We start from the raw sequence: 26,284 nt of genomic DNA on the forward strand, positions 1-26,284 counted from the left end.
CCCGTGTCCCGTGCTGTCGTGACCGGCGGAGCCGGCTTCCTCGGGTCGCACCTGTGCGAAGCGCTGCTCGACCGGGACATCGAGGTGCTCTGCCTCGACAACTTCCTGACCGGCACCCCGGCCAACGTGGCCCATCTGCTGGAGCGCCCGGGCTTCCGGCTGGTCCGCGCGGACGTCACCGACTACGTCCACGTGCCGGGACCGGTCGACTTCGTCCTGCACTTCGCCTCGCCCGCGTCGCCGATCGACTACGCCGAGCTGCCCATCCACACGATGAAGGTCGGCTCGATCGGGACCCTGCACACCCTGGGCCTGGCCAAGGAGAAGGGGGCGCGGTACCTGCTCGCCTCGACCTCGGAGACCTACGGGGACCCCCTGGTCCACCCGCAGCCGGAGACCTACTGGGGCAACGTGAACCCGGTCGGTCCGCGCGGCGTCTACGACGAGGCCAAGCGCTTCGCCGAGGCGATGACGTCGGCCTACCGGCGGACGCACGGCGTGGACACGGCGATCGTGCGGATCTTCAACACCTACGGTCCACGCATGCGCCCGCGGGACGGCCGGGCCATCCCGACGTTCGTCCGGCAGGCACTGGCCGGCGAGCCGCTCACCGTCGCCGGGGACGGGAGCCAGACCCGCTCGGTGTGCTACGTCAGCGACCTCGTCGAGGGGTTGATCCGCTTCCTGCTGTCATCGGAGAGCGGGCCGATGAACATCGGCAACCCGCACGAGATCCCGGTGATCGACCTGGCCCGCCGGATCCGGGAGCTGACCGGGTCGGCCTCGCCGATCGAGTTCGTCCCCCGCCCGGAGGATGATCCGACGGTGCGCCAGCCCGACATCGGCCTCGCCCGCCGGGCGCTGGGCTGGGAGCCGCAGATGTCCCTCGACGAGGGGCTCAAGCACACCATCGCGTGGTTCTCCCGGCACCCGGACGTGGTGGGCCCGGCCCGCTGAGGGAGGACCTCTCACCCCGCGGCGGCCCCGTCCAGAGCCTCGCCGCGAGCGTGCGAGCGATGAGGACGGGTCCTGGCTCAGCGGCGCCGCGGCCGGAGGGCCTGCGCCGCGGCCACCGCCGCGGCGGCGAGCACCAGCCCGCCGAGGACGCCGACGGCCAGGCTCTGGGTCATCGACCCGTTGGACCGCTCCTCGGGCCGCTCGGCCGCGCTGCTGACGCGCGCGACGGCCTGCGGGTCCTCGAGCACCCGGAGGTCGACCTCGAGGCCGGTGATCTGGCTGTTGAGCTGCCGGATCTGGGCCTCGAGCGGGTCGAGCTCCCCGGCGAGGTTGCGCTGGATGGCCAGCCGCTGGTTGAGCAGGCGGGACAGCTCGATCGGGTCGGTCTCGGTGGCCACCGCCTCGTCGAGCGCGGCGACCGGGCCCAGGATCTCCACGCGCCGGGCGTTGAGCCCGTCCCGGTCACCGACCAGCAGGTCGCGCAGCCGCTGGGTCTGGGTGCGGTCGTCCTCGTGCCGGGCCGCCACGTAGGTCTCCGCCCACGTCTGCGCCGCCTCCTGCGCCGCCTCCCGACCGCCGGCCTCGGCGGAGAAGACGAGCGCGCTCGACTCGGGCGTCGCCCGCACCTCCACCTCGACGTCGTCCCCGGCGGCCTCCTCCGCCCGGTCCCGGAAGGTGTCGCTCTGGGCGTACAGGAGTTCGGCGCCGGGGGTCCGGACCAGGGCGCCGCCGGAGGTGCGCGGGAACAGCTGCCGGCTGTCCTCGGTGCGGATCAGGACCGTGGCCTCCGAGCGGTAGACCGGGTCGATCACCGACAGCGAGCCGACCGCCGCGCCGAGGACGAGCAGGAAGACCAGGAGCGCCAGCCACCACCACCGGGCCAGGGCGGACAGGTACTCGCGCAGGCCGGGGTCGGCGTCGGCCGGCCGCGCCGCCCTGCGGACGCCGTCGCCCGTCTCGGGCGTCGGGCGCACGGTGTCCTCGGGAGTCGTGTCCAGCACGGCGACAAGGTACCGGCGACCCGCGCGGATCGTCTGCTATTGAGCGTCACCGATCCCATGCGTCGAGTGACCGGCCGAGCAGTCCGGCGAGCTCGGCGTTGGGCGCACGGAACCGCTCGCGCAGCCCCGCGGCGGTGGCCGGGGCCATCGGCGGGGCGGACGTCGGCCCCTCGTTCAGCCGGTTGACCAGGTAGCGGGCCCGGTACAGCGTGCGGCTGGGCACCCGCGCGGCCAGCCGGCGCAGGGGGCTGCCCGGCTCCTGGGCTGCGAGGACGGCGCGGGCGAGTCGGGCCGACCGCGGCGCCCGGGCCTGGTTGTGCCCGCGCGCCACGTCGGGCGTGTGGGGCCGCAGACCGGCCAGCGCGAACACCTCGGCACACACCCGCGTCGCGTCGGTCCGCAGGTCGTCGGACAGGTAGACCCGGCACCGGTCCGCGGGCACCGCCGCGAGCAGGTCCCGCACGGAGGGCGCGTACACCCCGTTGCCGACGTAGTGCATGTCGCGAGCGGCCGGCGGCGCGCTCGCCGGCCGGCCGGCCTCCCGGTCCAGCCCCTCCTCGAAGGTGGCGGCGTCCTCCCAGCCGCGCAGCCGGGCGTACTGGAAGTGGGAGTAGGCCCGCGGCACGGGGTTCCGCAGCACTGCCACCACCACGGCGTCGGTCGAGTCGGCGATCCGCCGCAGTGCGACGGGGTCGTACACCGCCATCGTGTGCTTCCCGATCAGGGGTGCGTCGCCGACGTCGGGGTCGTAGTACTTCTCGACCGCCCGCGCCCAGCCGCCGGCGAACTCCTCGTCCCGGCCGAAGAAGGGCATCTCCCGGTGCACGTGCGCCCGGACGTCCGGGTGGTCGGCGAGGTAGTGGAACAGCGCGGTCGAACCGCTCTTGGGCGCTCCGACGATCATCAACCTGGGGCCTGGACGCACCGGGCGATGTTAGGGCAGATGCGCCGGGAACCCCGGGGTCCTGCGCTACCCTCGCGCCGCCGTACCACACGGCGACCGCCCGGATCCGCGGCGGGACCCTCGTCCGGGTGGGAGGTGCGCTCGTGGTCGTCCCCCTGCTCGCGGTCGTGGCCTCGATAGTCGTGTGGGTCTGGGTCTACCACCGCCTCGTGCACCACCCGCTGGACCTGATGGCGCTCACCCTCTACTACCTGGCGCTGCAATTGCTGTGGCGCCCGCTGGTCCTGGCCACCGGGCTGGACACGCCCTTCCCCACCGAGCTCTTCGCCACCCGCCCGACCGGGACGCTGATCGTCCTCGGCCAGGGCGTCGTCGTCCTGTTCCTGCTCGGGCTCTGGGCCGGCGCTCGCTGGCTGTCCCCGCTCGTGGGCCCGGCCCGGCTGCTCTACCCGATGAGCCGGGGGTCGCTGCCGCCGCGCACGCTGATGCTGGTGGCCGGGGTGCTGACGGCGGCGGCGCTCGCGGCCACGGTCCTCCTGTGGATCCGGTACGGCGGACCGGCCGGGCTGATCCAGGCGGCCAAGGTCGACCGCGACATCGCCGAGAGCCGCGCGCTGCGGTCGATCCCGATGCTCGCCGCGCTCTTCGGCGTCGCGGCCTTCTTCTCGGTCCGGCGGGCGCCGCTGCTCCGGCTGGTCGCCCTCGGCCTGGTCGCGCTGAACGGCTACCTGAGCTGGACGTGGGGTGCCCGGGACGTGCCGGTGATCTCGGTGATCGCGCTGGTGGCGGGATCGTTGATCTTCGGCGCGGTCGGCCGTCGGGCCGCGGTGCGGACCGGGTGGGACTGGCTGCGCGACCGGCGTTGGCGCCGACGCTTCCTGCTGGTCCCGGTGCTCGCCCTCGTGCTGGCCTTCTCCCTGCGGACCGCGCGCGACACCGTGCTGTGGGGCGACCTCGCGCCCACCATCGAGGGTCAGAGCACGGCCCGGATGATGGCCGTGGCCACGAACAACACCTTCTACGACGCGCTGCTGCTGCTCCTCGACGACTGGCCGGAGGAGTTCGACTTCCGCGAGGGGCAGGACTTCGTGGACGGCACGGTGGCCGCCGTGCCCTCGGCGATCGTCGGCGAGCAGGAGCCGTTCGTCTCGCCGGCCGTCCAGCTCGCGCAGACCTACATCGACCGCAACAACGGCTTCCCGGCCACCGCCGCGGGCGACTGGTACGTGAACTTCGGCGTGCTGGGCGTCCTGCTGGGTGGCCTGGTGAGCGGGCTGATCGCCCGGGCCGGTCAGCTCGCCCTCCGCCGGTTCCTGCGCGACCCGCTGGTGTGGGGGTTCAGCCTGGTCTTCGCGGTGCGGGTCTTCCCGGGCGGGCTGTGGGTGACCTCGCTGCCCAAGTGGGTCGGGTTCGCGCTGCCGCTCATCGCCGTGGCCCTGCTGGTCAACCTGTTCGTCCGCCGGGACGGTGATCCGGGGACGACCCCGGAGTCCTCCGCTCCCTCGGCGCCCGCCCGGCTGGACCGGACCGCGGGGCCGACGGCGTCCGCCTCGTGACCGGCGTGGCACACCGCCCGGCCGCCGCCGGGGCGCGGGACGCGCTGCGGCGCGACGCGGCCCTCGTCGCCGCCGGCCAGCTCGCCGTCATCGCCAGCGCGTTCCTGTTGACGGTCGTCGGGGCCCGGCTGCTCCCCCCCGAGGACTTCGGCGCGCTGTCGTGGGGGCTGTCCTGGCTGGCGTTCCTCGCCGTGCTGGCCCAGTTCGGGTTGACCCAGGTCGCGACGATCACGCTCGCCCGCGGCGATGCCGGCACGCACACGAGCCTGCTGAGGCGGCTGCTGGTCGCCCAGGTGGTGGGCGTGGCCGTGGTCGGGGTGCTCTGGGCGGGCGGAGCCGGGCCGGTCGCCGCCGGGTCGGGCAGCCCTCCGGAGGCCTACCGCCCCCTGGTCCTCCTCGTCGCCGCCTGGCTGCCGGTCGCCGCCGTCGGCCCCGTGCTGGTGAACGCCTTCCGCGCCCGGGGGCGCTTCGGCTCGTCGCTGCTGTTCGGTGAGCACGTCCGCCGGGTCCTGCTCATCGGGCTGGTGGTCGCCCTCGCGGCCGGGGCCGGGACCCTGCCGTCACTCGAGACGGCGCTGTGGTGGGCGGTCGCGGCGGAGAGCGCGATCTACCTCGCCGGGGTCCTCCTGCTGTTCCGGGTGGTGCGTGACCGGGAGGCCGCGGATCCCGGTTCCTCGCCGTGGCAGCTGCTGCGCGCGGGCGGGCCCTTCACGCTCGCCACCCTCGCCTCGGTCACCGTGCCCCAGGCGGGCATCTGGCTGCTCGCTGCCCTCGCGCCGGTCGACGAGGTGGCCGTCTTCTCCGTCGCGGTGCGCATCGCGGTGCTCTTCGCCGTCCCCGTCTCCATCGGCATGCGGACGCTGGCACCGCGGATCGCCGCCGCCTCCGCATCCGGACGGCTCCCGGACCTGGCCGAACCCATCCGGCGGTCGGCCGTCTGGTCGACCGCCGTCACCGCGCCCGCCCTCCTCGTTCTCGCGGTGACCGGCCCCGTGCTGGTCCCCGCCGTCTTCGGGGCCGACTACGCCGCCGCCCTGGTGCCCGCCCTCGTCGTGGCCGCCGGCATCCTGGTCAACGCCTGGACCGGGCCCTGCTCGGTGCTGCTCTCCCACGCCGGGCGCCAGCGGCTGGTGGCCGTCAGCGCGCTGGTGTCCTCCACGGCGTTCTTCGGGCTCGGGGCATGGTGGGGGTCCGCGGCCGGGGCGACGGGCATGGCCGCCGCCGCGGCGGTCGCGATGAGCGCCCGGAACCTGCACCTCGCATGGGCGGCGGCCCGGACGCTGGGCATCCGCACGATCGCGCTCCCCGCGCGGAAGGGACCCTCGTCGTGAACCCCCAGTTCCTGATCATCGGTGCCGCACGGTCCGGGACGACGGCCCTGTACCAGTACCTGGTCGAGCACCCGCGGCTGTTCCTCACCGAACCCAAGGAGCCGCACTACTACGCGCTCGCCGGGACGACGCCGGCGTTCACCGGTCCCGGTGACCGGCAGACCATCAACCGGCTGGCGGTGACCGACGCCGACGCCTACCGGGCCCTCTACCGCGGGGCCGGTCCTGACCAGGTGCGCGGCGAGGCGTCGGTCTCGACGATGTACTACCCGGAGGCGGTGGAGCGCGTCCGCGCCGAGGCCCCGGACGCGCGGCTGATCTGCATGCTCCGCGACCCGGTGGACCGCGCCTTCTCCGCGTACGGCTTCATGCGCACCCGGGGGTTCGAGCCGTGCGACACCTTCGAGGAGGCGCTGGCCGACGAGGCCCGCCGGATCGAGGCCGGCTGGCACCACATCTGGCACTACACGGCGATGGGCCGGTACGGGGAGCAGCTGGCCCACGTGCTCGACGTGTTCCCCCGCGAGCAGGTGCTCGTGCTGCGGCACGAGGACATGTCGGCCGACCCCGACGCCGTCCTGGCCCACGTGCACGGGTTCCTCGGCGTGCCGGTGCTGCCGCACACCGTCGACCCCGACCCGCACCGGTCCGGGGAGCCGCGCAGCGCGCTGCTCAGCCGCCTGGTGAGCACTCCGCACCCGGCCAAGCGGTTCGTCGCGCCCCTCGTGCCGAGGGCGCTGCGCCGGCGGCTGCGGCGGGAGATCGTGCGGCGCAACATCGTGCGGAGCAGCTACCGGCCCGAGACCCGGCGGCAGCTGGTGGAGACCTTCCGTGCCGACCTGGACCTGCTCGAGCGGGTGACCGGCCTGGACGTCTCCGCCTGGCGCTCGCCGGAGCGCGCCGCGACGGGCCGGCCGTGACCCCGCCCGCCGGTCGGGTGGTCATGACCGTCCGGCTCCCCGACCGCACCGGGGCGGCCAAGATGGCGCTGGGCTACGCGCGGGCGCTGCGGGCGGCGGGTCACGACCTCACGCTCGTCCACGGCGCCGTCCCCTCCGGTGTGCCGAGCATCCTCCCCGACTTCACCGTGATCGGTGCCGACACCGTGCCTGAGCCGCGGCTCGAGCGGCCGTGGGACCCCCGGCTCGTCCCGGCCCTGGCGGCCCTGGTGCGCCGGGCCGGCGGGCGCTGCGTCATCGGCGTGAACCAGCGCGACCGGGCGCCGGCCCTGCTCGCCGCCGCCCGTGCCGGCGTCCCTGGCGTGCTCATGGTGCAGAACCAGCACCACTTCTGGGGTCCACGGCCACTGGCCGCCCTGAAACGGCGCGGATACCGGACCGTGGTGGCCCGCGCGACCACGCTGGCCGTCTGCACCTCCACCGTCGTGCAGGACGAGATGACCGCGTTCGGCGTCCCGCCCGAGCGCACCGTCGTGCTGCCCAACGGGATCTCGGTGACCCCACCGGTCGAGCCGGGCCCGGCGGAGCGGGCGCGGCTGCGCGCCGAGATGGGAGCGGCCGAGGGGGACGTGCTGCTGCTCAACGTCGGCCGGCTGGACCCGCAGAAGGGGCAGGATCTGCTCCTGGCGGCGCTGGCCGGCCTCGACGCCCCCGTGCACGTCGCACTGGTCGGCTCCGCCGGGGACTCCGTCGGCGCGCGGCGGACGGCGGAGTACGAGGCCGCCCTGCACCGCCGGGTGCGCGATCTCGGCCTGGACCGCACCGTCACGTTCCTCGGCTGGCGCGACGACGTCCCCCGGCTGCTGGCCGCCGCCGACGGGTACGTGCACACCGCCCGCTGGGAGGGGCCTGCGCTGCCGCTCGCCGTCATGGAGGCCATGGCCGCCGGGTGCCCGACCGTCTTCACCGACTGCTCGGGCCGGCCCCCGGTGTTCGAAGAGGGGCGCGACGGGCTGCTGGCCCGCAGCGGGGACCCTGCGTCGATCCGGGCGCGCCTCGCCGAGCTGCTCGCGCTGCCCCCGGCCGACCGCATGGCCCTGGGCGCTGCCGGCGCCGCGCTGATCCGCGCGCACTACCGCGTGGAGGCCCTCGGGCGCACCTTCGCCGGGCTCATCGCCGACGTGCTGCAGCGCTCCGGCGAGGTCGCGACCCCCGGCTGAGCCGCCGCCGGGCACGGGCGACCAGCTCGTCGTAGAGCTCGACGTGGGCCTCCACCATCCGCTCCGGGGTGAAGCGCTCGAGCAGGCGGCGCCGCCCGGCCGCTCCGAGGCGCGCCGCCAGCTGCGGGTCGCTGAGCACGCGGACGAGGTCCCGGGCGAGGGCGTCCTCCGCGCCGGGCGGCGACAGCAGCCCCGTCTCCCCGTGGACGACGACCTCCGGGACGCCGCCCACCGCATGGCCGACGACCGGCTTGGCCGCCGCCATCGCCTCCAGGTTGACGATGCCGAACGCCTCCCAGCGCGAGGGCAGCGCCAGGACGTCGATCGCCCGGACGACCTGGTCCAGGTCGTGCCGCCAGCCGGTGAAGTGCACGCGCCCGGCGATCCCGAGCTGGGCCGCCAGCCGCTCCATCCCCGCCCGGCGGGTGCCGTCGCCGACCACCACGACGTGGGCCCGCGGCACCTGGGCGGTCACCGGGACCGCGGCGCGGACCAGGACGTCGACGCCCTTCTGGTCCTCCACCCGGCCGATGAGGGCGACCACCAGCGCGTCGGGCGGGAGGCCGAGCTCGGACCGCAGGCGGGCGCGCTCGGCCGCCGTGCCGTCGCGGGCGGCCATGCGGCTGGCATTGGGGATGACGGTGACCCGACCGGGCCGCAGCACCCGCCACCGCAGCCCGAGGTCGCGCATGGACACCGACCCGACGACGGTGTGCGTGGTGACCCGGTCCAGCACCCGCTCGACGACCCGGAACAGGCTGCGCCTCGGCTGCGGCACGGCGTCGTGGCCGGCGAAAGCGTGCACCATGTGCAGCCGCACCGGCGTCCGGCAGCTCCAGGCCGCCACCCGGCCCATCGCGCCGGCCACCGACGTGTGCGTGTGGACGACGTCGTACCCGTGACGACGGATGTCGGCCCGCAGCCGCCCGAACTGGCGGAGCAGCTCCAGGGGGCTGTCCGGGGACGCCTGCTTGAAGTGGCCGGTCCCGTGTGCGGGTGCGTAGTCGAGGACGCGCAGGCCGGTCGCCCGGATCTCGTCGTCCAGCGGACCGCCGCCGGAGAGCGCGACGGTCACGTCGAACCGGTCGCTCGGCAGCAGGGACGCCAGCTGGAGCAGGTGCTCGGCCGCTCCCCCGACCGTGATGCCGATGACCTGCAGCACCCGCACCCGTTCGGTCACGCGCCCGCTCCCCCGGCGCGGACGCTGGGCCAGCAGGACAGGTCGCGGCCGACGATCCGCTGGAGGTCGCGCAGGTCGTCGGCGAAGGACTCGGCGAGGCGCCGACGGGTCGTGGGGTGGACGGTCTCCTGCCGCAGGTTCGCCGACCGGATGCGCTCCCGGGAGCGCTCGGGCACCAGCCGTTTGACCAGCCGGCGGGCGGCCGGTGAGCGCCGCAGCAGGTCCAGGGCGCCGGCGACCGCCTGGCTGCGCGGGGCGCCGCCCTCGTTGACCGGGCGCGCAGCGTCGATCGGCACGTCCGGGTCGACGTCCAGGAACGTCAGGACCCGCCGCAGTTGACCGGCGGGGTCGGCGGCGAACTCCTCCTGGACCACCACGAGCAGGCGGTCCCCGAACGCCGCCGCGAAGGGCGCCAGCTGCTCTCCGTAGCGGCTGAGCCGGGCGAACTGCCACATGTGGCTCCACCCCGCCCGGGTGCGCTCCTCCTCGGCGGCGAGGCACTCCTCGAACGTGCCCGCGTCGTTGCCCCGGGAGCGCAGGTACTGCCAGCTGGAGAAGGCACGGTCCACCGGGTCACGGAGCAGGACGACCAGCCGGCAGTCGGGTGCGCACAGCCGCCGGATCGCCGGGATGGACGCCTCCGGGTAGCAGAGCGTGCTCACCGAGCCCTCGCCGCGGCGCCGCTCGGGCCGGCCGGCGAACAGCCCGCGCCACGCCTGCTCGCCGCGCACCGCACTGCGGTTGATCAGGTCCGCGCCGGGCCCCACGAACCGCGGCCCGCCGTCGGGGAAGGCGAGGAAGTGCGGCTCCTTGGGATCGGTCACGAAGACGTCCGGGTGCTCCCCGAGGAAGGAGGCGAGGGCCGTCGTCCCGCTCCGGGCCGCCCCGATGACCAGGAAGTCGGGGGCGTCGGTCACCGGCGGGATGCTACCGGCGGCGCCCTCCGGCCCCGGCGGAGCGACGCCCCGAATTGGGGGGATCCGGGACCCACGCGCGGGAGTGTGGTGATCTCCCGCGGCCGACGACCCTCAACTCACGCGAGACAAGCGGGGGTGTGGGGATGATCGACGTCGGGGGACGGCAGATCCAGGGACCTCTGGATCCCGAGGCGGTCCGGCACGTGCTGGACGGCTCGGTGCGCACCGCTCCACGTCCGGACACCGCCGCGCTGCACGTGCCCGAGGCCGAGCCGCGCGAGCACCAGGGCGCCAGCCGGGCGCTGCTCGTGACCCTGGACGCGGTCGCCCTGACGCTGCCGACCGTCTGGCTGGGCACCTCCCCCATCCACGTCGCCCTCCTCGTCGTGGGCACCCTCGCCGTGCTCGCCACCTTCGGCTCCCACCGGCCGCGGATCTCGCTGTCCGCCCTGGACGAGGCGCCGCGTCACCTCACCCGGCTCGGTCTCGGTCTGCTGCTGGTCGCGCCCGTCGCCCATGCCTCCGGTGGCGACCTGGCGCTGGCCGTGCACGTGCTGTGGTCCCTGCCCTGCTGCGTGGTGGCCCGCAGCCTGGGGTACGCCCTGCTGCGCGGCGCGCGCCGGCGCCGCCTGGTCGGCTCGCCCACCCTCGTCCTCGGGGGTGGCCGACTCGGGATCGACCTGCTGACCACCCTGGACGAGCACCCCGAGTACGGCCTGCGCGGGGTCGGCTTCCTGAGCAGCGGGTCCCCGCTCGACGAGCGCGAGCCGCTCGGCCGGATGGAGGACCTCGACCTGGTCCTCGACACCTACGGGGTCCGCAAGATCGTCGTCGCCTACGGGCCGACCCGCGAGGCCGAACTCGTGGGGCTGGTGCGCACCGCCGCCGAGCGCGACATCGAGGTCTACATCGTCCCCCGCTTCTTCGACGTCGGCCTGTCCCCCAACGGCCCCGACGTCGAGGACCTGTGGGGCATCCCGCTGCACCGGGTGCGCCGGGCCGCCCTCCGCCGCGGCGTGTGGCGGGCCAAGCGGCTCATCGATGTCCTGGTGTCTGGGGTCGCCCTGACGCTGCTCGCGCCGCTCATGGGCCTGGTCGCCCTCGCGGTGCGGATCAGCAGCCCGGGACCGATCCTCTTCCGCCAGCCGCGGACCGGCCACGACGGCGCGGAGATCTCGATCCTCAAGTTCCGCACCCTGCGGCCGGCCGCTCCGGAGGCGGACGCCGACGCCACCACGGGCTCGACCCGCAGCACCATGCACGCCCGTCAGATCGACGTCGAGCGCCGGCAGACCCGGACCGGGAATCTGCTGCGCCGGACCAGCCTGGACGAGCTGCCGCAGCTGTGGAACATCCTGCGCGGCGACATGTCCCTGGTGGGGCCCCGGCCGGAGGAGCGCCGGTACGCCGCGCAGTTCGCCGACTCGGTGTATGGCTACCGCGACCGCCACCGGCTGGCCGTCGGCCTCACCGGCTGGGCGCAGATCCACGGGCTGCGCGGCGACACCTCCATCGAGGAGCGCGCCCGGTTCGACAACTCCTACATCGAGCACTGGTCCCTCTGGCGGGACGTCGTCATCCTCATCCGCACGGTGGCCGCCGTGAACCGGGAGGCCTTCACCGCCGTCCGGTCCACCACCCGCTGAGCCCCTCCGACTCCCCCCAACGGCTCCGCGCGCCGGCCCCTCCCGGTGCGCACCGACGAGAGAAGCCGTCATGGACGACCGCGAACCCGCAGACCCACCACCCGGTGGCGGCCCTGCCGAGCGGCGCCGGCCGGCTCGCGCCGTCCTGACCCGGCGCAGCGCGCTGCTCCTCGGTGCAGCCGGCCTGGCCTCGCTGCCGGTGTTGGGACTGGCACCCTCGTCCCGGCCACGGCCCACGGACGGCGGCACTCCCGTCTCCCCCGCCGCCGGCGGGCGGACCTCCCTGGACGTCCGGGACCTCGGAGCCGCCGGCGACGGCCGCACCGACGACACGGCCGCCGTGCAGGCGCTCATCGACGCGTCGGCGCGCGACGGGGTCGTGGGCGTGCTGCCCGAGGGCACGTACCGCTGCACGGCCAGCCTGCTGCTGCCCGCCGGCGCGCAGCTGGAGCTGGCCGACCGGGCGCACCTGCTCAAGGACTGGGCGGCCGGCACCGGCCTGGCCAACGCCTTCCTCCGCAACCGGGACTTCGGGGTGAAGTCCGACCAGGTGCGGATCACCGGCCGCGGCACCATCGGCGCCCGGGACCACAGCAGCACCGGTGTCGTGCTGGGCCTGTACGGCGACGACGTCGAGCTGCGCGACTTCACGATCGACACCTACGCCGGTGGCCAGGCGATCCTGTTCGCCGGCGACCGTGGGCGGTTCGACTCGCTCCAGATCCGCAACAGCGCGGTGGACACCGGCACCGGCGGCATCCGGGTGGTCGGCGGGGCGGACTTCCTCGCCACCGGGTGCCACGTGGAGTCCGGCGACGACTGCCTCCAGTTCGTCCCCATCGGCAACCCCGATGCGCTGCTCTACGACCTGAGCATCAGCGGCGGCGCCTTCGTCGGCTGCACCGGCACGAGCACGACCAGCCGGTTCATGGTCGCGCTGCTCGAGTACACCGGCGGCGAGCCCGGCTCGACGGACATGGCCGGATCGGTGACGGACTGCTCCTTCCGCGAGTGCCACGGCGCGGGGACCAACCGCGGCATCGTCGTCAAGAACACGCACAGCAGCGGGACCATCCAGCGCGTCTCGTTCGTCGACTGCAGCGTCGACATGTCCGGTGCGGCGGACGCCGAGACGCAGGAGATCCGCATCCAGACCGACCCGGCGTCCCGGGGGTCGATCCGCGACCTCTCCTTCACCCGGACGTCGGTCCTCCGGCCGGTCAACAGCACGCTGCGCATCGGCGGACCGAACGTCAGCGGCGTCCTCTTCGACGACTGCGCCTTCACTGCGCCGTCCGGTGCCTCGAACCTCGTCCTCGTCGCCGACCAGGTGGACCGGCTGCGGGTGCGGCGGTGCTCGTTCACCGGCGCCCCCGGCAAGCGGGTGCTCGTGGCCGGCCCCGTCGGCGCGGTGACCGGGCTGTCGGTGGAGGAGAGCCGGTTCACCGAGATCCCCGACGGGGTCTGGGCGGTCGACCTGCTCGGCGCGCCCGGCGCCCAGGTGAGGGGTTCGGCCTTCCGGGCGGCCCGCGGAGCGGCGAACGCGCGGGCGATCCGGGTGCAGCCGGCATCCCCGCGGGTCGTCATCGACGGCAACGACCTCACCGGGATCACCAACCCGACGCCGATCACCGACCGGGCCAGCGGCACGACGATCCGCCGCAACACCGGCGGCTGACCGACCGCCTGATCCGCGCGGCCGTGATCAGGTCACCTGATCATCGGAGGGCCGGCGGTCAGCCGGCGACCGCACCGGCCACGTCCTCGCGCACCGCTCCCTGGCCGCGGAAGCCGAGGATGGCGACGCTGCTGCCCGAGTCGCGGAGGCGGGGGAACGCACGGCTGATCGCGTCGTCCACCCGTCCGATGCGCCAGATGGTCCGGCGGCTGGGCCTGATCCCCGCCTTCATCAACGCCAGGAGCGGATAGCGCGTCAGGGCGCCGTGGTGCACGACCCGCAGCCCGTCGAACCGGCTGAAGGGCTCCTGGACGCGGTCGGCGGTCAGCACGATGCAGCGCACGCCGCGATCACGCTTGCCGAGCACCCTGGTGCCGATCCCGTAGAACGGTCCGCGCCAGGGCTCGACCGCGGCGAACCTGCCGCCGATCCGCAGCACGCGGAGGCACTCGGGGACGGCGAGCGGCACGACCCAGTGGTGGACGCTGCCCTGCGAGTAGATGGCGTCGAAACTGCCGTCGGCGAAGGGGAGCTCCTCGGCCAGGGCCGCCACGCAGTGGAGGCGGTCGGCGACCCCGCACTCGCGGGCCAGGGCGACGGCGAAGGCCAGCTCGCCGGGCATGGGACTGGCCACCCACGCCTCGTCGGCGCCGGCGAGCAGGAACCGGACCGCGTGCAGACCGTGACCACCCACCTGGAGCACCCGGGCGCCGTCGAGCGGCCGCAGGTGGCGGAAGGCGTCGTACTGCGCCGCGAGCTCGTACCGGGCGTCCAGCCACCTCCCGGGCGGGTCGGGGAAGCCCGCGCGCTCGGGAGCGGGGAGGGCCGCCAGCCGGCTCATGTCTCCGTAGGCCTGCGACGTCCGGACGTCGGCCGCGGCCGCACCCGCCCGCTGGTCGTAGTGCGCCATCTCGGCGTACGCCTCGTCGTAGGGGGCCACCGTGACGTCCACGACGCGCTCGACCCCCCGCGGCGTGAGCATCTCCGGAGAGCGCAGGACCGGGAAGCCGTCGACGACCGGATACGCTCCGCGGCCGTCCTGCCGGAGGAGCACCCGGGGCGTACGGCCGACCGGCGTGTAACCGACCGGGGTCGGCTCCTGGAGCGGCGCCCCCCCGCCCAGCTCACGCTCGGCCTCGACCAGCGACACCTCCCGGAGGGGCTGCTGGGAGGACGGGCACACGACGATGTCCGAGATCGGCACTCGACGCCTCCTTCCACGCGCGACCCGGGCACCTGCCGGCGCGCACGACGCCCACAGAGCCGTCGTGGGGTCCCGGGACGTGGTGGTGCCCAGGGGTTCCCGACGAGGTCGCCGACCCCGTTGGGCCGGCGGGGACCCTAACAGGCCATCAGCGGGCCGGGGCCGACCGCGCAGAGGACCGTGTGTCGCCGATCAGCGAGACACGGCCGCACCGTCGACCGAGCGGAGCCCTCCCGGCTCACCAGTCGGACGCAGGGACCCCGTCCCCGTCACCATTCCGGAATGGCGCGGGGGCCACACGGAGAATGGCCGGCAGGCGTTCCCGATCGCCCCGCCGGGGCGCGGGCGGACCCCTCGGTCCGCCACGCTCCGTGACGAGACGCACCGTTCCGTGCAGGGGCTCTGGACGCAGTGCCAGGCTCCGGTCGCCGCCTGTCACCCGAACCGGTTGCACACGGTCACGTCCCCCCAAGATTCGGGAACGCCCGTCCCCCCTTCGTGCGGCTGTGACACAGCGGCCATGACCAGCACTCTTCTAGACAGTCAGCCAGCGGGGATCAGCTCGAGGGAGCCATTCTGATGGAATTGCCGGACCTGAATCGACGGGACGTCCTGAAGCTGTCGGCCGCAGGCACGGCAGTGGTCGCCCTCCCCATGCAGGGGGTCCTGTCGGCGAAGTCGGCGTCCGAGCTCGCCGCGAGCAAGATGCCCAAGCCCTACACGGCGGCGTTCAAGTCGCCGCCGGTGCTGGAGCCCGTGGTGACCGACGACGTCCGCAGCAACGTCTTCGGGTACGTGCCCGACGACTACGAGCCGCCGGCCAGCGGTGGGCATGTCCCGGGCGAGCCGATCCGGGGCTCCGAGTACCTGGGCACCGACTACTACCGGATCACCCAGACCAACGTGCAGGTCCAGCTCATCCCTGGCATGTGGACCAAGATGTGGAGCTACAACCGGTCGGTCCCGGGGCCGACGATCCGGTCCTACCTGCAGCCGGACCCCGACAACCCGGGCAAGAAGATCCCCCGCCGGACCGTCATGCAGGTGCTCAACGAGCTGCCCAAGCGCCACCCCACCCTCGGCTACGTCCCCTGGACCTCGACCCATCTGCACGGGTCGCCGTCCAAGCCGCAGTTCGACGGCTACGCCGGCGACCTGACCAACCCGGGCGAGTGGAAGAACTACCAGTACCCGAACAACTGCACGCCGCGGACGCTCTGGTACCACGACCACGGCGTCCACCACACCGCCCAGAACGTCTACATGGGCCTGGCCGCCCAGTACCACCTGGTTGACGAGGAACTCGAGATCGGCCTCGGGATCCCCCGCTGGGACCGGCAGAAGGCCGCCGAGGGCAAGCCGCAGTACGAGTTCCCGCTGGTCATCAGCGACGTCATGTTCACCGCGGACGGCCAGCTGCTGTGGAACGACGACGGTGAGTCCGGGGTCTACGGCGACGTGATCCTGGTCAACGGGGTGCCGTGGCCGAACATGAAGGTCGAGCCGCGCAAATACCGCTTCCGGGTGCTCAACGGGTCACTCGCCCGCGGCTACCGGCTCCGGCTGAGCAACAACATGCCGTTCAAGGTGATCGCCACCGACGGCGGCTTCATGCAGTTCGCCCAGCAGGTCACGACCTTCACGATCGGCATGGCCGAGCGCTACGAGATCATCATCGACTTCAAGGACCTCAAGGGGACCAAGGTCCAGCTGGTCAACGACGGCGTCGAGAACGCCCGGGACTTCGACCACACCGGCAAGGTGATGCAGTTCGAGGTCGGCACGCGGGTGACGAGCACCGACGGCAACCAGTGGCCGGGCGTCCTCGGGGACCCCCACCCGGTGATGACGCTCAAGGCCACCGACCGCGCCGCGGTCCGCAGCATGCGGCTGCACCGCAGCAACAGCCTGTGGAAGATCAACGACACGACGTGGGACGACGTCGTCCGGTCCAACTACGAGCACGTCTTCGCCACCGTGGCGCGTGACTCCATCGAGGTCTGGGACGTCGAGAACTCCTCGGGCGGCTGGTTCCACCCCCTGCACGTCCACCTGGTCGACTTCCGGGTGCTCAGCCGCAACGGGCAGCCGCCGCGCCCCGAGGAGCGCGGCCCCAAGGACGTCGTCTACGTCGGCGAGAACGAGACCGTCCGCCTCATCATGCGCTTCGAGCACGAGGACGGGCGCTACATGATCCACTGCCACAACCTGTCGCACGAGGACCACGACATGATGTTCCAGTACCAGGTGGGGCATCACGACATCGACTGCGACTCGATCAACAGCGACCCGCCCAAGCCGCTGCCGGCGCCGGACCTCGTGCCCCAGCAGCCGCCGGCGCCCGAGCCGCCGGCGGCCGAGCCCCCGGCGACGCCGAGCCCGGACACGACGTCCACGACGGGCACCACGACGACCGACGGCAGCTCGACGACGGGCACCACCGCGCCGCAGGAGGCCGTCGCGCCCAGCACGGGCGCCACCGCGCCGGCGGAGCAGCCGGTCACCCCCGCCGCCTCGGACACCACGACGGGCGCCACCGGCGGGGCGTGAGCGTGCCGACCGCCCCGGTCCCTCAGCCGGCCCGCCGCGCCGGCTGAGGACCCGCACCGGAGCGGGAGCCGTGCCGGGGTGGTGGACGAGGGTGTTCCCTGACGGGCCGACGGACGCGTCCTCGGCCACGACCGACCCGACCGCACCGGCGTCGCGGCCCTCACGGGTGCGCGCGGCCGCGGACGCGCCCGACCGGCGGGCACCGCGGACGTGCCCGGCAGGCCCTCCCCGGCTTTGGGGGGTGAGCTCGCCCCCACCGGGAGGCTGCCCCGGCGCGCCCGGCTGACCAGGGTCCTCAGGTGACGGACCGTTTCCCTCGGGGAGGAACAAGGACATGACGAGCCCTCAGCACCGACCGGGAGGCCGGCGAAGGCCGGCCCTCCGGGCCTGGACACGTCGACTGGTGGCCCCGGTGGCCGCGATGGCCCTGCTCCCCCTGGCGCTGGCACCCACGTCGCAGGCGGCGACCGAGATCACGCTGCCGAACCCTGGCGGGCTGACGCAGGCGGGGCCGGTGAACCCCGCGTTCGGCTTCCCGGCCTGGTACCAGGACAGCGCCGGGCGGCGGCTGGAGGCCTGCATCGACCACCAGGACCCCATGTGCGGCATCCCGGTGGCCGAAGTCCCCAACCCCTCCGCGCCGGTCTCCTTCCCGGGCAACTTCCCGGCCGAGTTCTTCTACCAGCTCGTCGAGGCCGACGTGACGCTGCGCGGCGGTGGCACGGCCACGCTCGTCCTCGGCCTGGAGGGCGCGTGGCTGAACGAGACGGTCAACCCCGGTGACCAGACCGTCTTCGCGCGGGTCCGGGTGGACGTCGACGACGCGGCGCCCGGCACGACCTACCGCTTCAAGCACCCGTTCGGCGAGCTGACCGTCGACACCGACGGCCGCGGCCGCGGCCGGTTCGTCCAGGACGTCTCGCCGGCGCTCGGGAACTTCGACACCGCGCTCGCCGGGAACTTCGGCCCGTTCCTGCGCTGGCGGCCCGGCGTGCTGCCCAACCCTCCCGCCGGATACGTCGGTGACCCGAACGTCCTGCACCAGGTGAGCGGCAGCCCGTTCAACTTCAACCGGTTCACCGCCTGGCAGGGCACCCTGCAGGAGGGCACCACCGACCTGTTCAGCATCTCGGGGAAGATCGCGACCAACACCGGCCTGACCGTCGACACCGCCCGGATCAACGGCGGCTTCCTCGACGTGTTCGCCACCAGTGCCGGCACCACGCTCGAGGTGGCCGGTCAGGACGGGCGCTTCGCGTCCACCCCCATGCGCAACGACCCAGGCAGCCAGCGGTTCTACGCCCGCATCGCGCTGCAGGAGGGTGCGGCGCTGCCCACGGAGGTCACCGTGCGCAACATCGGTGACAACCCGGTCAGCAGCAAGTCGTACAAGATCAGCGGTGTCACGGTGAGCCAGGCCGGCTACGACGGCACGAGCCTCACCGTGGCGGCCACGGCCATCGCCCCGGCCGCCTACCCGCTCGAGGTCGTGGGCTTCAGGGACGCCACCGGCGCCGCGCTGAAGCTCACCTCGGCCGCCCCAGTGACCATCCCCGTCCTCGCACCTCCGGCGACCGTGACGGTCAAGGACGCCGCCGGGACGACCGCGAGCCTCCCGGTGACCATCCTCGGTGGCGCGGCCAGCCCGAGCGGTCCTCCGACGGGCGGCGGCACCCCCACCCCGCCCGACCCGGCCGCGGTGCCCGGCGCCCCGACCGGCGTCCAGGTCACGGCCGGGGACGCGCAGGTGAGCGTCACCTGGGTCGCACCGGCCGGCACCGGCACCTCGCCGCTGCTCCGGTACCTGGTGACCGCGACCGACGCGGCCGGCGTCGTCAACCGGGCGACGGCGACGCCGGATGCCACCCAGGCCGTGGTCGAGGGCCTGGTCAACGGGCAGCGGTACACCGTCCGGGTCCGGGCGGTGAACGACTCCGGGGCCGGCCCGTCGTCCGCGCCGGTGACCGTCACCCCGGTCGCGCCGTGACGCAGCGGGTACCGGAGGACCGCAGCTGAGACGTCGAGGGCCCGCCACCAGCCGGTGGCGGGCCCTCACGCGTCACCGCGGGGTGGGGAACGAGCGGTCGCCGAACAGCACGCGGCGGGCCGCGGCCCGCCCCAGGCGCGTGCGCAGCAGCGGGAACGCCGCGGCTGCCATGGCCGGCGTGCGCACCTGGGCCAGCCCCCGCCGCAGCAGCAGCCGTCCCCGGAAGGAGGCCCGCAGCGCGGCGCCGTCGTAGCGGGCCAGCAGGTCGGGCCGGCCGGCCCGCAGGGCGTCGTCGAGGACGTCGGCGGCGTGCTCCGACAGCCGCAGGCACGGGTCGAGACCACCGGCGGTGAGCGGGGACACCGCACCCGCCGCATCCCCGACGAGCAGGCCGTCGGGGCAGCTGATCCGGCGCAGCAGGCCGCCCACGGGGATCGGGCCGCCGCGCCGCTCCACCCGATCGGGGCGCACGACGCCGGACAGTCCGGGCGCGCGGGCGCCGAACCGCTCGACGGCCCGGCGCAGGCCCCCGGGGAAGCGGTCGGCGTACCCGGCCACGCCGACGTGGGCGTGCCGCCCGTCGTTGACCACCCACGCCAGGTAGCCGGGTGCCAGCGAGGGGTCCAGCACGCAGTGGAAGGCCGGGGGCTGCTCGGCGGGCGGGACCTCGAACACCTCCTCGCCGCCGACCAGCAGGGAGGTGTTGCGGTCCAGGCCGAGGTCCCGGGCGACCCGCGAGCGGGCTCCGTCGGCGCCGACGACGAACCGCGCCCGCACCCGCGACGGTCCCTCCGCTCCGGCCAGCAGGACGGTGCCGTCCCGGCGACCGGCACAGCGGGTGCCCAGCGCCATCCGCACGCCGGCGCCGGTGGCGGCGCGCGCCGCCGCGACGTACAGCGGCGCCATGTCGCCCACCCGGTACTCGTCGCGCGCACTGTCCAGGGTGACCGGGCGCCGGAGCCCCGGTGGGTACAGGACGACGCGCCGGATCGGCGGCCCCAGGCACCCGGGCGGCAGGGCGAAGTCGTCGAGCGTCTTCCGGACGAAGATCCCCGTGGTGCGGACGGCGCCGGTCAGCGTGGGGCGCCGTTCGACGAGCAGCACGTCGTGACCGCGCTCGGCCAGTCGCGTAGCGGTGTGCAGCCCGGCCAGCCCGGCCCCGACGACCAGCACGTCGACGCGCTCCGCGGTGCTCACCGGTTCGCGTCGTCGCGGGTCAGCCGGGTCCAGCCGAGCAGCAGCGCGCCGCCGGCCCAGGCGAGCAGGACCGTGACCGACGACGCGGCCGTCATCCCCGGCACCTCCCCGAGCAGGAGGTGGGCCGCGCCGGACCCGGGCAGCACCCTGGCGAGCGCGGCCAGCCACGCGTGACCGAACTGCGGCAGGAACAGCGGGAGGACCAGCATCAGCAGGAAGACCGTGACCAGGGCGCCCGCCGTGTTGCGGAGCAGGAAGCCCAGCCCGGCCGCCAGCGCCGTGCCGGCCGCGACGACGAACGCGACGGTGCCGAGCGCGTCGAGGCCCTCGTCGACGGGGAGGGTGAGCCCCGGGTGGGCCGCGGCGGCGGCCGCGAGGGCGGCGGCCAGCGCCAGCAGCGCAGAGAGGACCGTGGCCGCGGCCACCGCCACACCCGTGCGGGCGAGGAAGAGGACCGTGCGACGCGGCGTCCACTGCAGGGTCGGGATGATCCCGCCGGTGGCGTGGTCGGCCGTGACCGCGGTGAGCGCGAGCGCGAGGAAGGCGAACTGCGCCGGCATGGCGAAGACGGTCACCGCCGCCCACGCCGGCTCGCCCTGCGGCGGCACCGGGTCCCCGGCCGCGTCGAAGCCGGCGACCACAGCCAGGCCCACGAAGGCCACGGCCGCCGCCGCCACGGACCACCAGGTGCCCTGCACCGTCCACAGCCGCGTCCACTCGGCGGCGCAGGTGCGGGCGAGCAGGCGCCCGGCGGGGATCCCGCCCGTGCCGGAGGCCGTCGGTGACGCCGTCATCGTGCCGCCTCCGTCGTCGACCCGGCGCGCTCCGCGGAGCCGCCGGAGAACTCGACGCTCGAGCCGGTCAGCTCGAGGTATGCCTGCTCGAGGGACTGCTCGACCTCGGCGAGGTGGTGGAGCGGGATGGCGCAGGCGTTGGCGAGCTCGCCCACCGCCTCGGCGGTGCCGTCCTCGACCAGCAGCTCGGCGGCGTCGACGCGCCGGACAGAGAAGCCGTGCTCCCGCAGCCGGGCGGACAGCTCGTCCGCCCGCAGGCTGCGCACGCGCACCTGGCGGGACCCGAGCCCGCGCAGGATGTCCTCCGTCGCCGCGTCGGCGATCAGCCGGCCCCGGCCGATGACGACCAGCCGGTCGGCGGTCTGCTGCATCTCGCTGAGCAGGTGACTGGACACCAGCACGGTGCGCCCGTCGTCGGCGAGCCGGCGCAGCAGCGCGCGGATCCAGCGGACGCCGTCGAGGTCGAGTCCGTTCACCGGCTCGTCGAACAGCAGCACCCGCGGGTCGGCGAGCAGCGCCGCCGCGATCCCGAGCCGCTGGCGCATGCCCAGCGAGTAGCCCCTGATCCGGCGGCGGGCCGCGCCGCCGAGGCCGACCTGCTCGATCACCTCGTCCACGCGGCGCTCCGGCAGGCCGTTGGCCCGGGCGGCCACGCGCAGGTGGTTGCGGCCGGTGCGGCCGGGGTGCACCGCGCCCGGGTCGAGCAGCGCACCGACCTCCCGGAGCGGCTCGTCGAGCGTCGTGAACGGCCGGCCGTTCACGAGTGCCTCACCCGAGGTGGGCCGGTCCAGACCGAGCACCACCCGCATCGTCGTCGACTTGCCGGCGCCGTTCGGCCCGAGGAAGCCGGTGACCGTCCCCGGCTCGACGTCGAGACTGAGGTCGTCGACGGCCAGGACGTCGCCGTAGCGCTTGGTCAGCCCGCGGACCTCGATCACCGGTGGGCCTCCGAGACGGCCTGCGGGGCGGTCTCGTCGTCGGGGACCCACTCGAGCAGGTCGCCCGGCTGACAGTCGAGCACCCGGCACATCGCTTCCAGCGTGCTGAAGCGGACGGCCTTGGCCCGCCCGTTCTTGAGCACCGCCACGTTCGCCGGCGTGAGCCCGACCCGCTCGGCGAACTCGCCCACGCTCATCTTGCGCTTGGCCAGCTCGACGTCGATGCGCACGACGATGGGCATCAGATGACCGCTTCCATGTCGGTGCGCAGCGTCGTGGCCCGGCGCAGCAGCGCCCGCATCACGACCATGAGCAGGCCGAGCACGGCCACGCCGATCGACAGCAGGAACAGCACGAGCGGCAGGCCGGGGTCGTCGGCGTGGACGGCGACGTAGAGGTCCACGCCGAAGAGCACCACGGCCGCCGCGACGATGGCCCGCACGATGGCGTCCACCCAGCCCATGGAGGCCTCGCTGAAGATGCGGTCCTGCTCGACGAGCGTCAGCAGCTTCCAGGTGGACACGACCACCACCTGCACGCACAGCACCCAGAACACCGACACCGCCGTCAGCGGCCACCTCAGGTGGGCGAGGTCCGGCGACTCCTCGGCCATGTGCGCGAACTGCCCGGGCAGCGACACGACCTGGAAGAACACCAGGACCGCGAAGAGCACGACCAGGAAGACGCGGAGGAGGGCGACGGCCCGACGCTCGGTGACCATGCATCGACCCTCGCCCCTTACCTATCGAAAGTCAATCGATAGATGTTGACGAACGACAGGCTGCGGTCCGGTCACACCGCACAACAGCCGGCCGCCGGTCACCCCTCGCGCCCGCTCGTCTCGCCCCGCCCGCGCCCTCCGGCGAGGCTGGCCCTGCGACCAGAGGAGGAACGATGCCCGACACCGAGTCCGCGGACGGCGCCGGCGCGGCCGACCCGGCCGGCCTCCGTGCCGCCACCCGCGCGCTGTGCGCCCGGTTCCCCGACGAGTACTGGCGCGAGACCGACCGGGACCGCCGCTATCCGCAGGAGTTCGTCGACACCCTGACCGCGTCCGGACTGCTCGCCGTCCTGATCCCTCCCGAGTACGGCGGCGCCGGCCTGGGCCTGACCCAGGCCTCGGTGGTCATGGAGGAGATCAACCGGTCCGGCGGACACTCGGCCGCCTGCCACGCCCAGATGTACACGATGGGCGCCCTCCTGCGGCACGGGAGTGACGAGCTCAAGGCCAGCTACCTGCCGCTCGTCGCGACGGGCGAGCTGCGGCTGCAGGCCTTCTCGATCACGGAGGCCGACGCGGGGTCGGACACGACCAGCATCACCACCACCGCCACCCGCGACGGGGACGACTACGTCCTCACCGGCCACAAGAACTGGACCAGCCGCATCGAGCAGTCCGACCTCGCCCTCGTCCTCGCCCGCACCAGCGAGAAGGCCGCCGACCGGACCCGCGGGCTGACCCTCTTCCTCGTCGACCTGCGCCGGGTGCGCGCCGAGCAGCCCGACGCCCTCGAGGTCGTGCCGGTGCGCACGATGTTCAACTACGCCACCAACGAGGTCTCCTACAGGGGCGTGCGCGTCCCGGCCGACCACGTCGTCGGCGAGGTCGACGCCGGCTTCCGCCACGTCGTCGACGGCTGGAACGCCGAGCGCATCCTGCTCGCCGCCGAGGCCGTCGGCGACGGCTACTGGTTCGTCGAGCGGGCCGTCGCCTACGCCACCGGGCGGCAGGTGTTCGGCCGTCCGATCGGCGCCAACCAGGGGGTCGCCTTCCCCCTCGCCGACGCCTACATGAAGGTGCGCGCCGCGGACCTCATGCGGTACGAGGCGGCCCGGCTGTTCGACGCGGGCGAGCCGTGCGGCGCCGAGGCCAACATGGCCAAGCACCTGGCCTCCGAGGCCAGCTGGGCCGCCGGCAACGCGGCACTGGACACCCACGGCGGCAACGGGTTCGTCGACCGGTACGACGTCGAGCGCAAGTTCCGCGAGACCCGCATCTACCAGGTCGCCCCCGTCAACAACAACCTCGTCAAGGCCTTCGTCGCCACCAAGGTGCTCGGGCTCCCCCGGTCCTACTGAGCGCGTCCGCTCTGCGGCCGGCGCCGCCTCCCGCGACCGCCGGCGTCCGGGCAGCGCCGCTGCCGCCGCCCCGGCGGCCGCGAGCGCCGTGCCGATCACGTCGGTCGCCGCCTGTGGCCGGGAGACCATGACCACGTGCGAGGCCTCGAGTGACCCGGCGCAGGTGCGCCCGGACGGCGTGGCCCATGAGCGGCGCGCTGTCGGCGTTCGTCGGCGCACTCGTCCTGTCGTCCCTGCCGTTCTGGCTGCTGCTCGGCTCGGTGCGACTGACCGGGCTGGGGCTGCTCCTGCCGGCCAGCGCGCTGGCGTTCGTCTGCCCCGCGCTCGTCGCCACGGCGCTCGCGGCCGCCGAGGGGGGCCGGCCGGAGGTCGCGGTGCTGTGGCGCCGATCGGTCGACGTCGCCGCCGCCCGGCACGCCGGCCGGTCCGCCGCCGCCGTGCCCGTCGTCCCGGCGCTCGTCCTGCTCGCGTCGCTGCTCACCCACGGGTGGCCGCTCCCGCCGTCGCCGGTGGCACCGGCCGCCGTGCCCGTCCTCGCCCTGGTCTACCTGGCCGCGGCGCTGGCCGAGGAGGTCGGCTGGACCGCCTACCTGACCGACCGGCTGCTCCCCCGCCTCGGCGCTCCCGGCACCGGACTGGTCCTCGGTGCACTCTGGGCCGCGTGGCACCTGGTGCCCTACCTGCAGGCCGGACGGACCGCCGGGTGGATCGCCTGGCAGTGCCTGACGACGGTGGCCGCCCGGGTCCTCATCGTCGAGGTCCACGCCCGCTCCGACCGCTGGGTGCCCCTCGCGGTCGCCCTGCACGCCGCCCTCAACCTCGCCACCGCGGCACTGCCCGGAGGCGGCCCGGCCCTCGACCCCGCACCCGTCGCCGTCGTCCTCACCGGCGCCGCCGTGCTCGCCGGACGTCACCGCACCGCGCGCGTCCGGGGGTGATGAGACGGTTGGCAGGCCAACCCTTGGTCCGCGAGCGGTCCTAGGCTGGACCGGTGACGACCCGCCAGACACCCCCGACCCCGCTCGAGTCCGGGGACGTGCTCGCCCTGGACCGGCAGGTGTGCTTCGCCCTGTCGGTGGCCGCCCGCAACGTGGTCGCCGTCTACCGGCCGGTGCTGGAGCCGCTGGGCCTGACCCACCCGCAGTACCTGGTGATGCTGGCGCTGTGGCAGCACGGGACGCTGTCGGTCAAGGCGCTCTCCGGCCTGCTGCAACTGGACCCCGGCACGCTCTCGCCGCTGCTCAAGCGGCTGGAGGCGGCCGGCCTGCTGCGCCGCGAGCGGGATCCCAGGGACCAGCGCAACCTGGCCCTCGCGCTGACCGAGGAGGGAAGGGCGCTGCGCGAGCAGGCCGAGCAGGTCCCCGCAGGCATCGTCGAGCGCCTGGGCATGCCGGTCGAGCAGCTGATGAGCCTGCACGCGGCGCTCACCCAGGTGATCGCCGCGTCCCAGCAGGCCCTGGCCTCACGCGCCAGCACCGACGGCGCCGGGCCGGAGGCCACGGTCGCCTGATCGGTGGCCCGACTGTTAGCCTGCTGACAGTTGGTACCCCAACCCTTGGCGTCCCTGCCATCCGGCGGGACGATGGACGCGTGACCGTTGCCGGGCAGGAGCACACGAGCGTCATGGCAGAGCACGACTCGACCGAGCCGGTCGTCCGGCCCGCTCCGCACCGCTGGCTGTGGTACGCGTTCGGCGGCGGACTGCCCGCACGCCACCGCGCCTGGGTCCTCTACGACACCACCACCGGCACCTGGGGCCTGCGGCACGTGGCCCGCATGCTCGTCCAGATGTCGATCCCGATCGCACTGATCATGGTCTTCCTGCCCGCCCCCCTGGGGCTGCGGGCGGCGGTCGCCGGCGGCGGGGTGTTCCTCGGGCTCATCTACTCGCTGGCCTACATGCCCGAGACCACGGAGAACCGGGTCGTGAAGGCCGGCTACCCGGCCGGCACGGCCACCGCCCACCGCGAGCGCGCCGCCCACCAGCGCGACCTGCGGGACAGCGAGCGGCGCCGGGCCGCCAACGCCAGGCGCGCGGCCCGCTACCGCGACCGCACGGGTCGCTGACCCGCCGGTCCGGTGGCCCCGATCGGCACCGGCCCGGCCGGACCGGCGCCGATCACGGACGCAGCCGCCTGCCGCGGCCTCAGCGGCGCTTCTCGACGAGCCACAGCATGAGGCCCAGCAGGACCACCAGGCCCACGACGACGATCACGGCCAACTCCAGCAGACCCATGGTCCCTCCG

At 74.5% G+C, this 26,284-nt stretch carries 23 protein-coding genes; 13 read left to right on the forward strand and 10 right to left on the reverse strand.

Going from position 1 to position 26,284, the window contains the following annotated elements; all coding sequences use genetic code 11:
• Nucleotides 1–3 precede the first annotated feature (3 nt).
• Nucleotides 4–957: a UDP-glucuronic acid decarboxylase family protein gene (locus tag ACI79C_RS09145; RefSeq protein WP_456945326.1), complete on the forward strand. Its 954-nt coding sequence runs from the start codon at nucleotides 4–6 to the stop codon at nucleotides 955–957.
• Between the two features lie 77 nt (nucleotides 958–1,034).
• Here ACI79C_RS09145 and ACI79C_RS09150 read toward each other — a convergent pair whose 3' ends face one another.
• Nucleotides 1,035–1,958, reverse strand: a complete 924-nt coding sequence (locus ACI79C_RS09150) for a hypothetical protein (RefSeq protein WP_456945327.1) — start codon at nucleotides 1,956–1,958, stop codon at nucleotides 1,035–1,037.
• Nucleotides 1,959–2,004: 46 nt separating this feature from the next.
• Nucleotides 2,005–2,883, reverse strand: a complete 879-nt coding sequence (locus ACI79C_RS09155) for a hypothetical protein (protein ID WP_456945328.1) — start codon at nucleotides 2,881–2,883, stop codon at nucleotides 2,005–2,007.
• Between the two features lie 107 nt (nucleotides 2,884–2,990).
• Here ACI79C_RS09155 and ACI79C_RS09160 point away from each other — a divergent pair, with 107 nt between their 5' ends.
• From ACI79C_RS09160 to ACI79C_RS09175, 4 genes are read left to right on the forward strand one after another with little or no spacing between them, the layout of a single operon-like run.
• Complete coding sequence (locus ACI79C_RS09160) at nucleotides 2,991–4,418, forward strand: hypothetical protein (protein ID WP_456945329.1); 1,428 nt, start codon at nucleotides 2,991–2,993, stop codon at nucleotides 4,416–4,418.
• Nucleotides 4,419–4,423: 5 nt separating this feature from the next.
• On the forward strand, nucleotides 4,424–5,749 hold the full coding sequence (locus ACI79C_RS09165; protein WP_456945330.1) for a lipopolysaccharide biosynthesis protein: 1,326 nt from the start codon (nucleotides 4,424–4,426) through the stop codon (nucleotides 5,747–5,749).
• A complete protein-coding gene (locus tag ACI79C_RS09170; protein ID WP_456945331.1) occupies nucleotides 5,746–6,669 on the forward strand; it encodes a sulfotransferase family protein in 924 nt (307 codons plus the stop codon). Before ACI79C_RS09165 ends, ACI79C_RS09170 begins: the two co-directional genes overlap by 4 nt.
• The gene (locus ACI79C_RS09175; RefSeq protein ID WP_456945332.1) at nucleotides 6,666–7,868 is read left to right on the forward strand and encodes a glycosyltransferase family 4 protein; all 1,203 of its coding nucleotides are present in this window, start codon (nucleotides 6,666–6,668) and stop codon (nucleotides 7,866–7,868) included. The genes ACI79C_RS09170 and ACI79C_RS09175 overlap by 4 nt, the downstream gene beginning before the upstream one ends.
• Here the strand turns inward: ACI79C_RS09175 and ACI79C_RS09180 are convergent.
• Both ACI79C_RS09180 and ACI79C_RS09185 read right to left on the reverse strand, forming a co-directional pair.
• Nucleotides 7,819–9,048 (reverse strand): glycosyltransferase family 4 protein, encoded by a 1,230-nt coding sequence (locus ACI79C_RS09180; RefSeq protein WP_456945333.1) that lies wholly within the window; start codon nucleotides 9,046–9,048, stop codon nucleotides 7,819–7,821. The two genes, ACI79C_RS09175 and ACI79C_RS09180, sit on opposite strands and share 50 nt — an antisense overlap.
• Nucleotides 9,045–9,965 carry a sulfotransferase family protein gene (locus ACI79C_RS09185; RefSeq protein WP_456945334.1) on the reverse strand — a complete coding sequence of 307 codons (921 nt, stop codon included), beginning with the start codon at nucleotides 9,963–9,965 and terminating at the stop codon, nucleotides 9,045–9,047. The genes ACI79C_RS09180 and ACI79C_RS09185 overlap by 4 nt, the downstream gene beginning before the upstream one ends.
• A 143-nt stretch (nucleotides 9,966–10,108) precedes the next feature.
• Here ACI79C_RS09185 and ACI79C_RS09190 point away from each other — a divergent pair, with 143 nt between their 5' ends.
• Nucleotides 10,109–11,611, forward strand: coding sequence for an exopolysaccharide biosynthesis polyprenyl glycosylphosphotransferase (locus ACI79C_RS09190; protein WP_456945335.1), 1,503 nt, complete (start codon nucleotides 10,109–10,111; stop codon nucleotides 11,609–11,611).
• Between the two features lie 70 nt (nucleotides 11,612–11,681).
• Nucleotides 11,682–13,289 carry a glycosyl hydrolase family 28-related protein gene (locus ACI79C_RS09195; RefSeq protein ID WP_456945336.1) on the forward strand — a complete coding sequence of 536 codons (1,608 nt, stop codon included), beginning with the start codon at nucleotides 11,682–11,684 and terminating at the stop codon, nucleotides 13,287–13,289.
• Between the two features lie 58 nt (nucleotides 13,290–13,347).
• Here the strand turns inward: ACI79C_RS09195 and ACI79C_RS09200 are convergent, their stop codons facing one another.
• Nucleotides 13,348–14,493, reverse strand: a complete 1,146-nt coding sequence (locus tag ACI79C_RS09200) for a class I SAM-dependent methyltransferase (RefSeq protein WP_456945337.1) — start codon at nucleotides 14,491–14,493, stop codon at nucleotides 13,348–13,350.
• A 579-nt stretch (nucleotides 14,494–15,072) separates the two neighbouring features.
• On the opposite strand from ACI79C_RS09200, the gene ACI79C_RS09205 reads away from it, so the two are divergent.
• Together ACI79C_RS09205 and ACI79C_RS09210 are read left to right on the forward strand one after the other, a co-directional pair.
• Nucleotides 15,073–17,043, forward strand: a complete 1,971-nt coding sequence (locus tag ACI79C_RS09205; protein WP_456945338.1) for a multicopper oxidase domain-containing protein — start codon at nucleotides 15,073–15,075, stop codon at nucleotides 17,041–17,043.
• A gap of 421 nt (nucleotides 17,044–17,464) precedes the next feature.
• On the forward strand, nucleotides 17,465–19,030 hold the full coding sequence (locus ACI79C_RS09210) for a fibronectin type III domain-containing protein (protein ID WP_456945339.1): 1,566 nt from the start codon (nucleotides 17,465–17,467) through the stop codon (nucleotides 19,028–19,030).
• A 72-nt stretch (nucleotides 19,031–19,102) separates the two neighbouring features.
• Here ACI79C_RS09210 and ACI79C_RS09215 read toward each other — a convergent pair whose 3' ends face one another.
• The 5 genes from ACI79C_RS09215 to ACI79C_RS09235 are packed head-to-tail and all read right to left on the reverse strand — an operon-like array spanning nucleotide 19,103 to nucleotide 22,680.
• Complete coding sequence (locus ACI79C_RS09215) at nucleotides 19,103–20,227, reverse strand: NAD(P)/FAD-dependent oxidoreductase (RefSeq protein ID WP_456945340.1); 1,125 nt, start codon at nucleotides 20,225–20,227, stop codon at nucleotides 19,103–19,105.
• Nucleotides 20,224–21,021 carry a hypothetical protein gene (locus ACI79C_RS09220; protein ID WP_456945341.1) on the reverse strand — a complete coding sequence of 266 codons (798 nt, stop codon included), beginning with the start codon at nucleotides 21,019–21,021 and terminating at the stop codon, nucleotides 20,224–20,226. The genes ACI79C_RS09215 and ACI79C_RS09220 overlap by 4 nt, the downstream gene beginning before the upstream one ends.
• Nucleotides 21,018–21,959 carry an ABC transporter ATP-binding protein gene (locus ACI79C_RS09225; protein ID WP_456945342.1) on the reverse strand — a complete coding sequence of 314 codons (942 nt, stop codon included), beginning with the start codon at nucleotides 21,957–21,959 and terminating at the stop codon, nucleotides 21,018–21,020. The genes ACI79C_RS09220 and ACI79C_RS09225 overlap by 4 nt, the downstream gene beginning before the upstream one ends.
• The gene (locus tag ACI79C_RS09230; protein ID WP_456945343.1) at nucleotides 21,956–22,201 is read right to left on the reverse strand and encodes a helix-turn-helix domain-containing protein; all 246 of its coding nucleotides are present in this window, start codon (nucleotides 22,199–22,201) and stop codon (nucleotides 21,956–21,958) included. Before ACI79C_RS09230 ends, ACI79C_RS09225 begins: the two co-directional genes overlap by 4 nt.
• On the reverse strand, nucleotides 22,201–22,680 hold the full coding sequence (locus ACI79C_RS09235; RefSeq protein ID WP_456945344.1) for a DUF2975 domain-containing protein: 480 nt from the start codon (nucleotides 22,678–22,680) through the stop codon (nucleotides 22,201–22,203). Before ACI79C_RS09235 ends, ACI79C_RS09230 begins: the two co-directional genes overlap by 1 nt.
• Nucleotides 22,681–22,853: 173 nt before the next feature.
• Between ACI79C_RS09235 and ACI79C_RS09240 the strand changes: the two genes are divergently transcribed.
• The 4 genes from ACI79C_RS09240 (at nucleotide 22,854) to ACI79C_RS09255 (ending at nucleotide 26,105) form a co-directional block, all read left to right on the forward strand.
• On the forward strand, nucleotides 22,854–24,038 hold the full coding sequence (locus ACI79C_RS09240) for an acyl-CoA dehydrogenase family protein (RefSeq protein WP_456945345.1): 1,185 nt from the start codon (nucleotides 22,854–22,856) through the stop codon (nucleotides 24,036–24,038).
• Nucleotides 24,039–24,223: 185 nt separating this feature from the next.
• Nucleotides 24,224–24,976 carry a CPBP family glutamic-type intramembrane protease gene (locus tag ACI79C_RS09245; RefSeq protein ID WP_456945346.1) on the forward strand — a complete coding sequence of 251 codons (753 nt, stop codon included), beginning with the start codon at nucleotides 24,224–24,226 and terminating at the stop codon, nucleotides 24,974–24,976.
• 53 nt (nucleotides 24,977–25,029) lie between these two features.
• On the forward strand, nucleotides 25,030–25,548 hold the full coding sequence (locus ACI79C_RS09250) for a MarR family winged helix-turn-helix transcriptional regulator (RefSeq protein ID WP_456945347.1): 519 nt from the start codon (nucleotides 25,030–25,032) through the stop codon (nucleotides 25,546–25,548).
• A gap of 80 nt (nucleotides 25,549–25,628) precedes the next feature.
• Nucleotides 25,629–26,105: a DUF5313 family protein gene (locus ACI79C_RS09255; RefSeq protein WP_456945348.1), complete on the forward strand. Its 477-nt coding sequence runs from the start codon at nucleotides 25,629–25,631 to the stop codon at nucleotides 26,103–26,105.
• Nucleotides 26,106–26,284: the final 179 nt, after the last annotated feature.

The organism is Geodermatophilus sp. SYSU D00697 (assembly GCF_054050175.1).

Excerpts from the sequence above, each read along its gene's own strand:
- ACI79C_RS09190 (WP_456945335.1), top strand. The coding sequence starts at position 10,109 with ATGATCGACGTCGGGGGACGGCAGATCCAGGGACCTCTGGATCCCGAG.
- ACI79C_RS09245 (WP_456945346.1), top strand. The coding sequence starts at position 24,224 with ATGAGCGGCGCGCTGTCGGCGTTCGTCGGCGCACTCGTCCTGTCGTCC.
- ACI79C_RS09195 (WP_456945336.1), top strand. The coding sequence starts at position 11,682 with ATGGACGACCGCGAACCCGCAGACCCACCACCCGGTGGCGGCCCTGCC.
- ACI79C_RS09240 (WP_456945345.1), top strand. The coding sequence starts at position 22,854 with ATGCCCGACACCGAGTCCGCGGACGGCGCCGGCGCGGCCGACCCGGCC.
- ACI79C_RS09205 (WP_456945338.1), top strand. The coding sequence starts at position 15,073 with ATGGAATTGCCGGACCTGAATCGACGGGACGTCCTGAAGCTGTCGGCC.
- ACI79C_RS09235 (WP_456945344.1), bottom strand. The coding sequence starts at position 22,680 with ATGGTCACCGAGCGTCGGGCCGTCGCCCTCCTCCGCGTCTTCCTGGTC.
- ACI79C_RS09220 (WP_456945341.1), bottom strand. The coding sequence starts at position 21,021 with ATGACGGCGTCACCGACGGCCTCCGGCACGGGCGGGATCCCCGCCGGG.
- ACI79C_RS09210 (WP_456945339.1), top strand. The coding sequence starts at position 17,465 with ATGGCCCTGCTCCCCCTGGCGCTGGCACCCACGTCGCAGGCGGCGACC.
- ACI79C_RS09230 (WP_456945343.1), bottom strand. The coding sequence starts at position 22,201 with ATGCCCATCGTCGTGCGCATCGACGTCGAGCTGGCCAAGCGCAAGATG.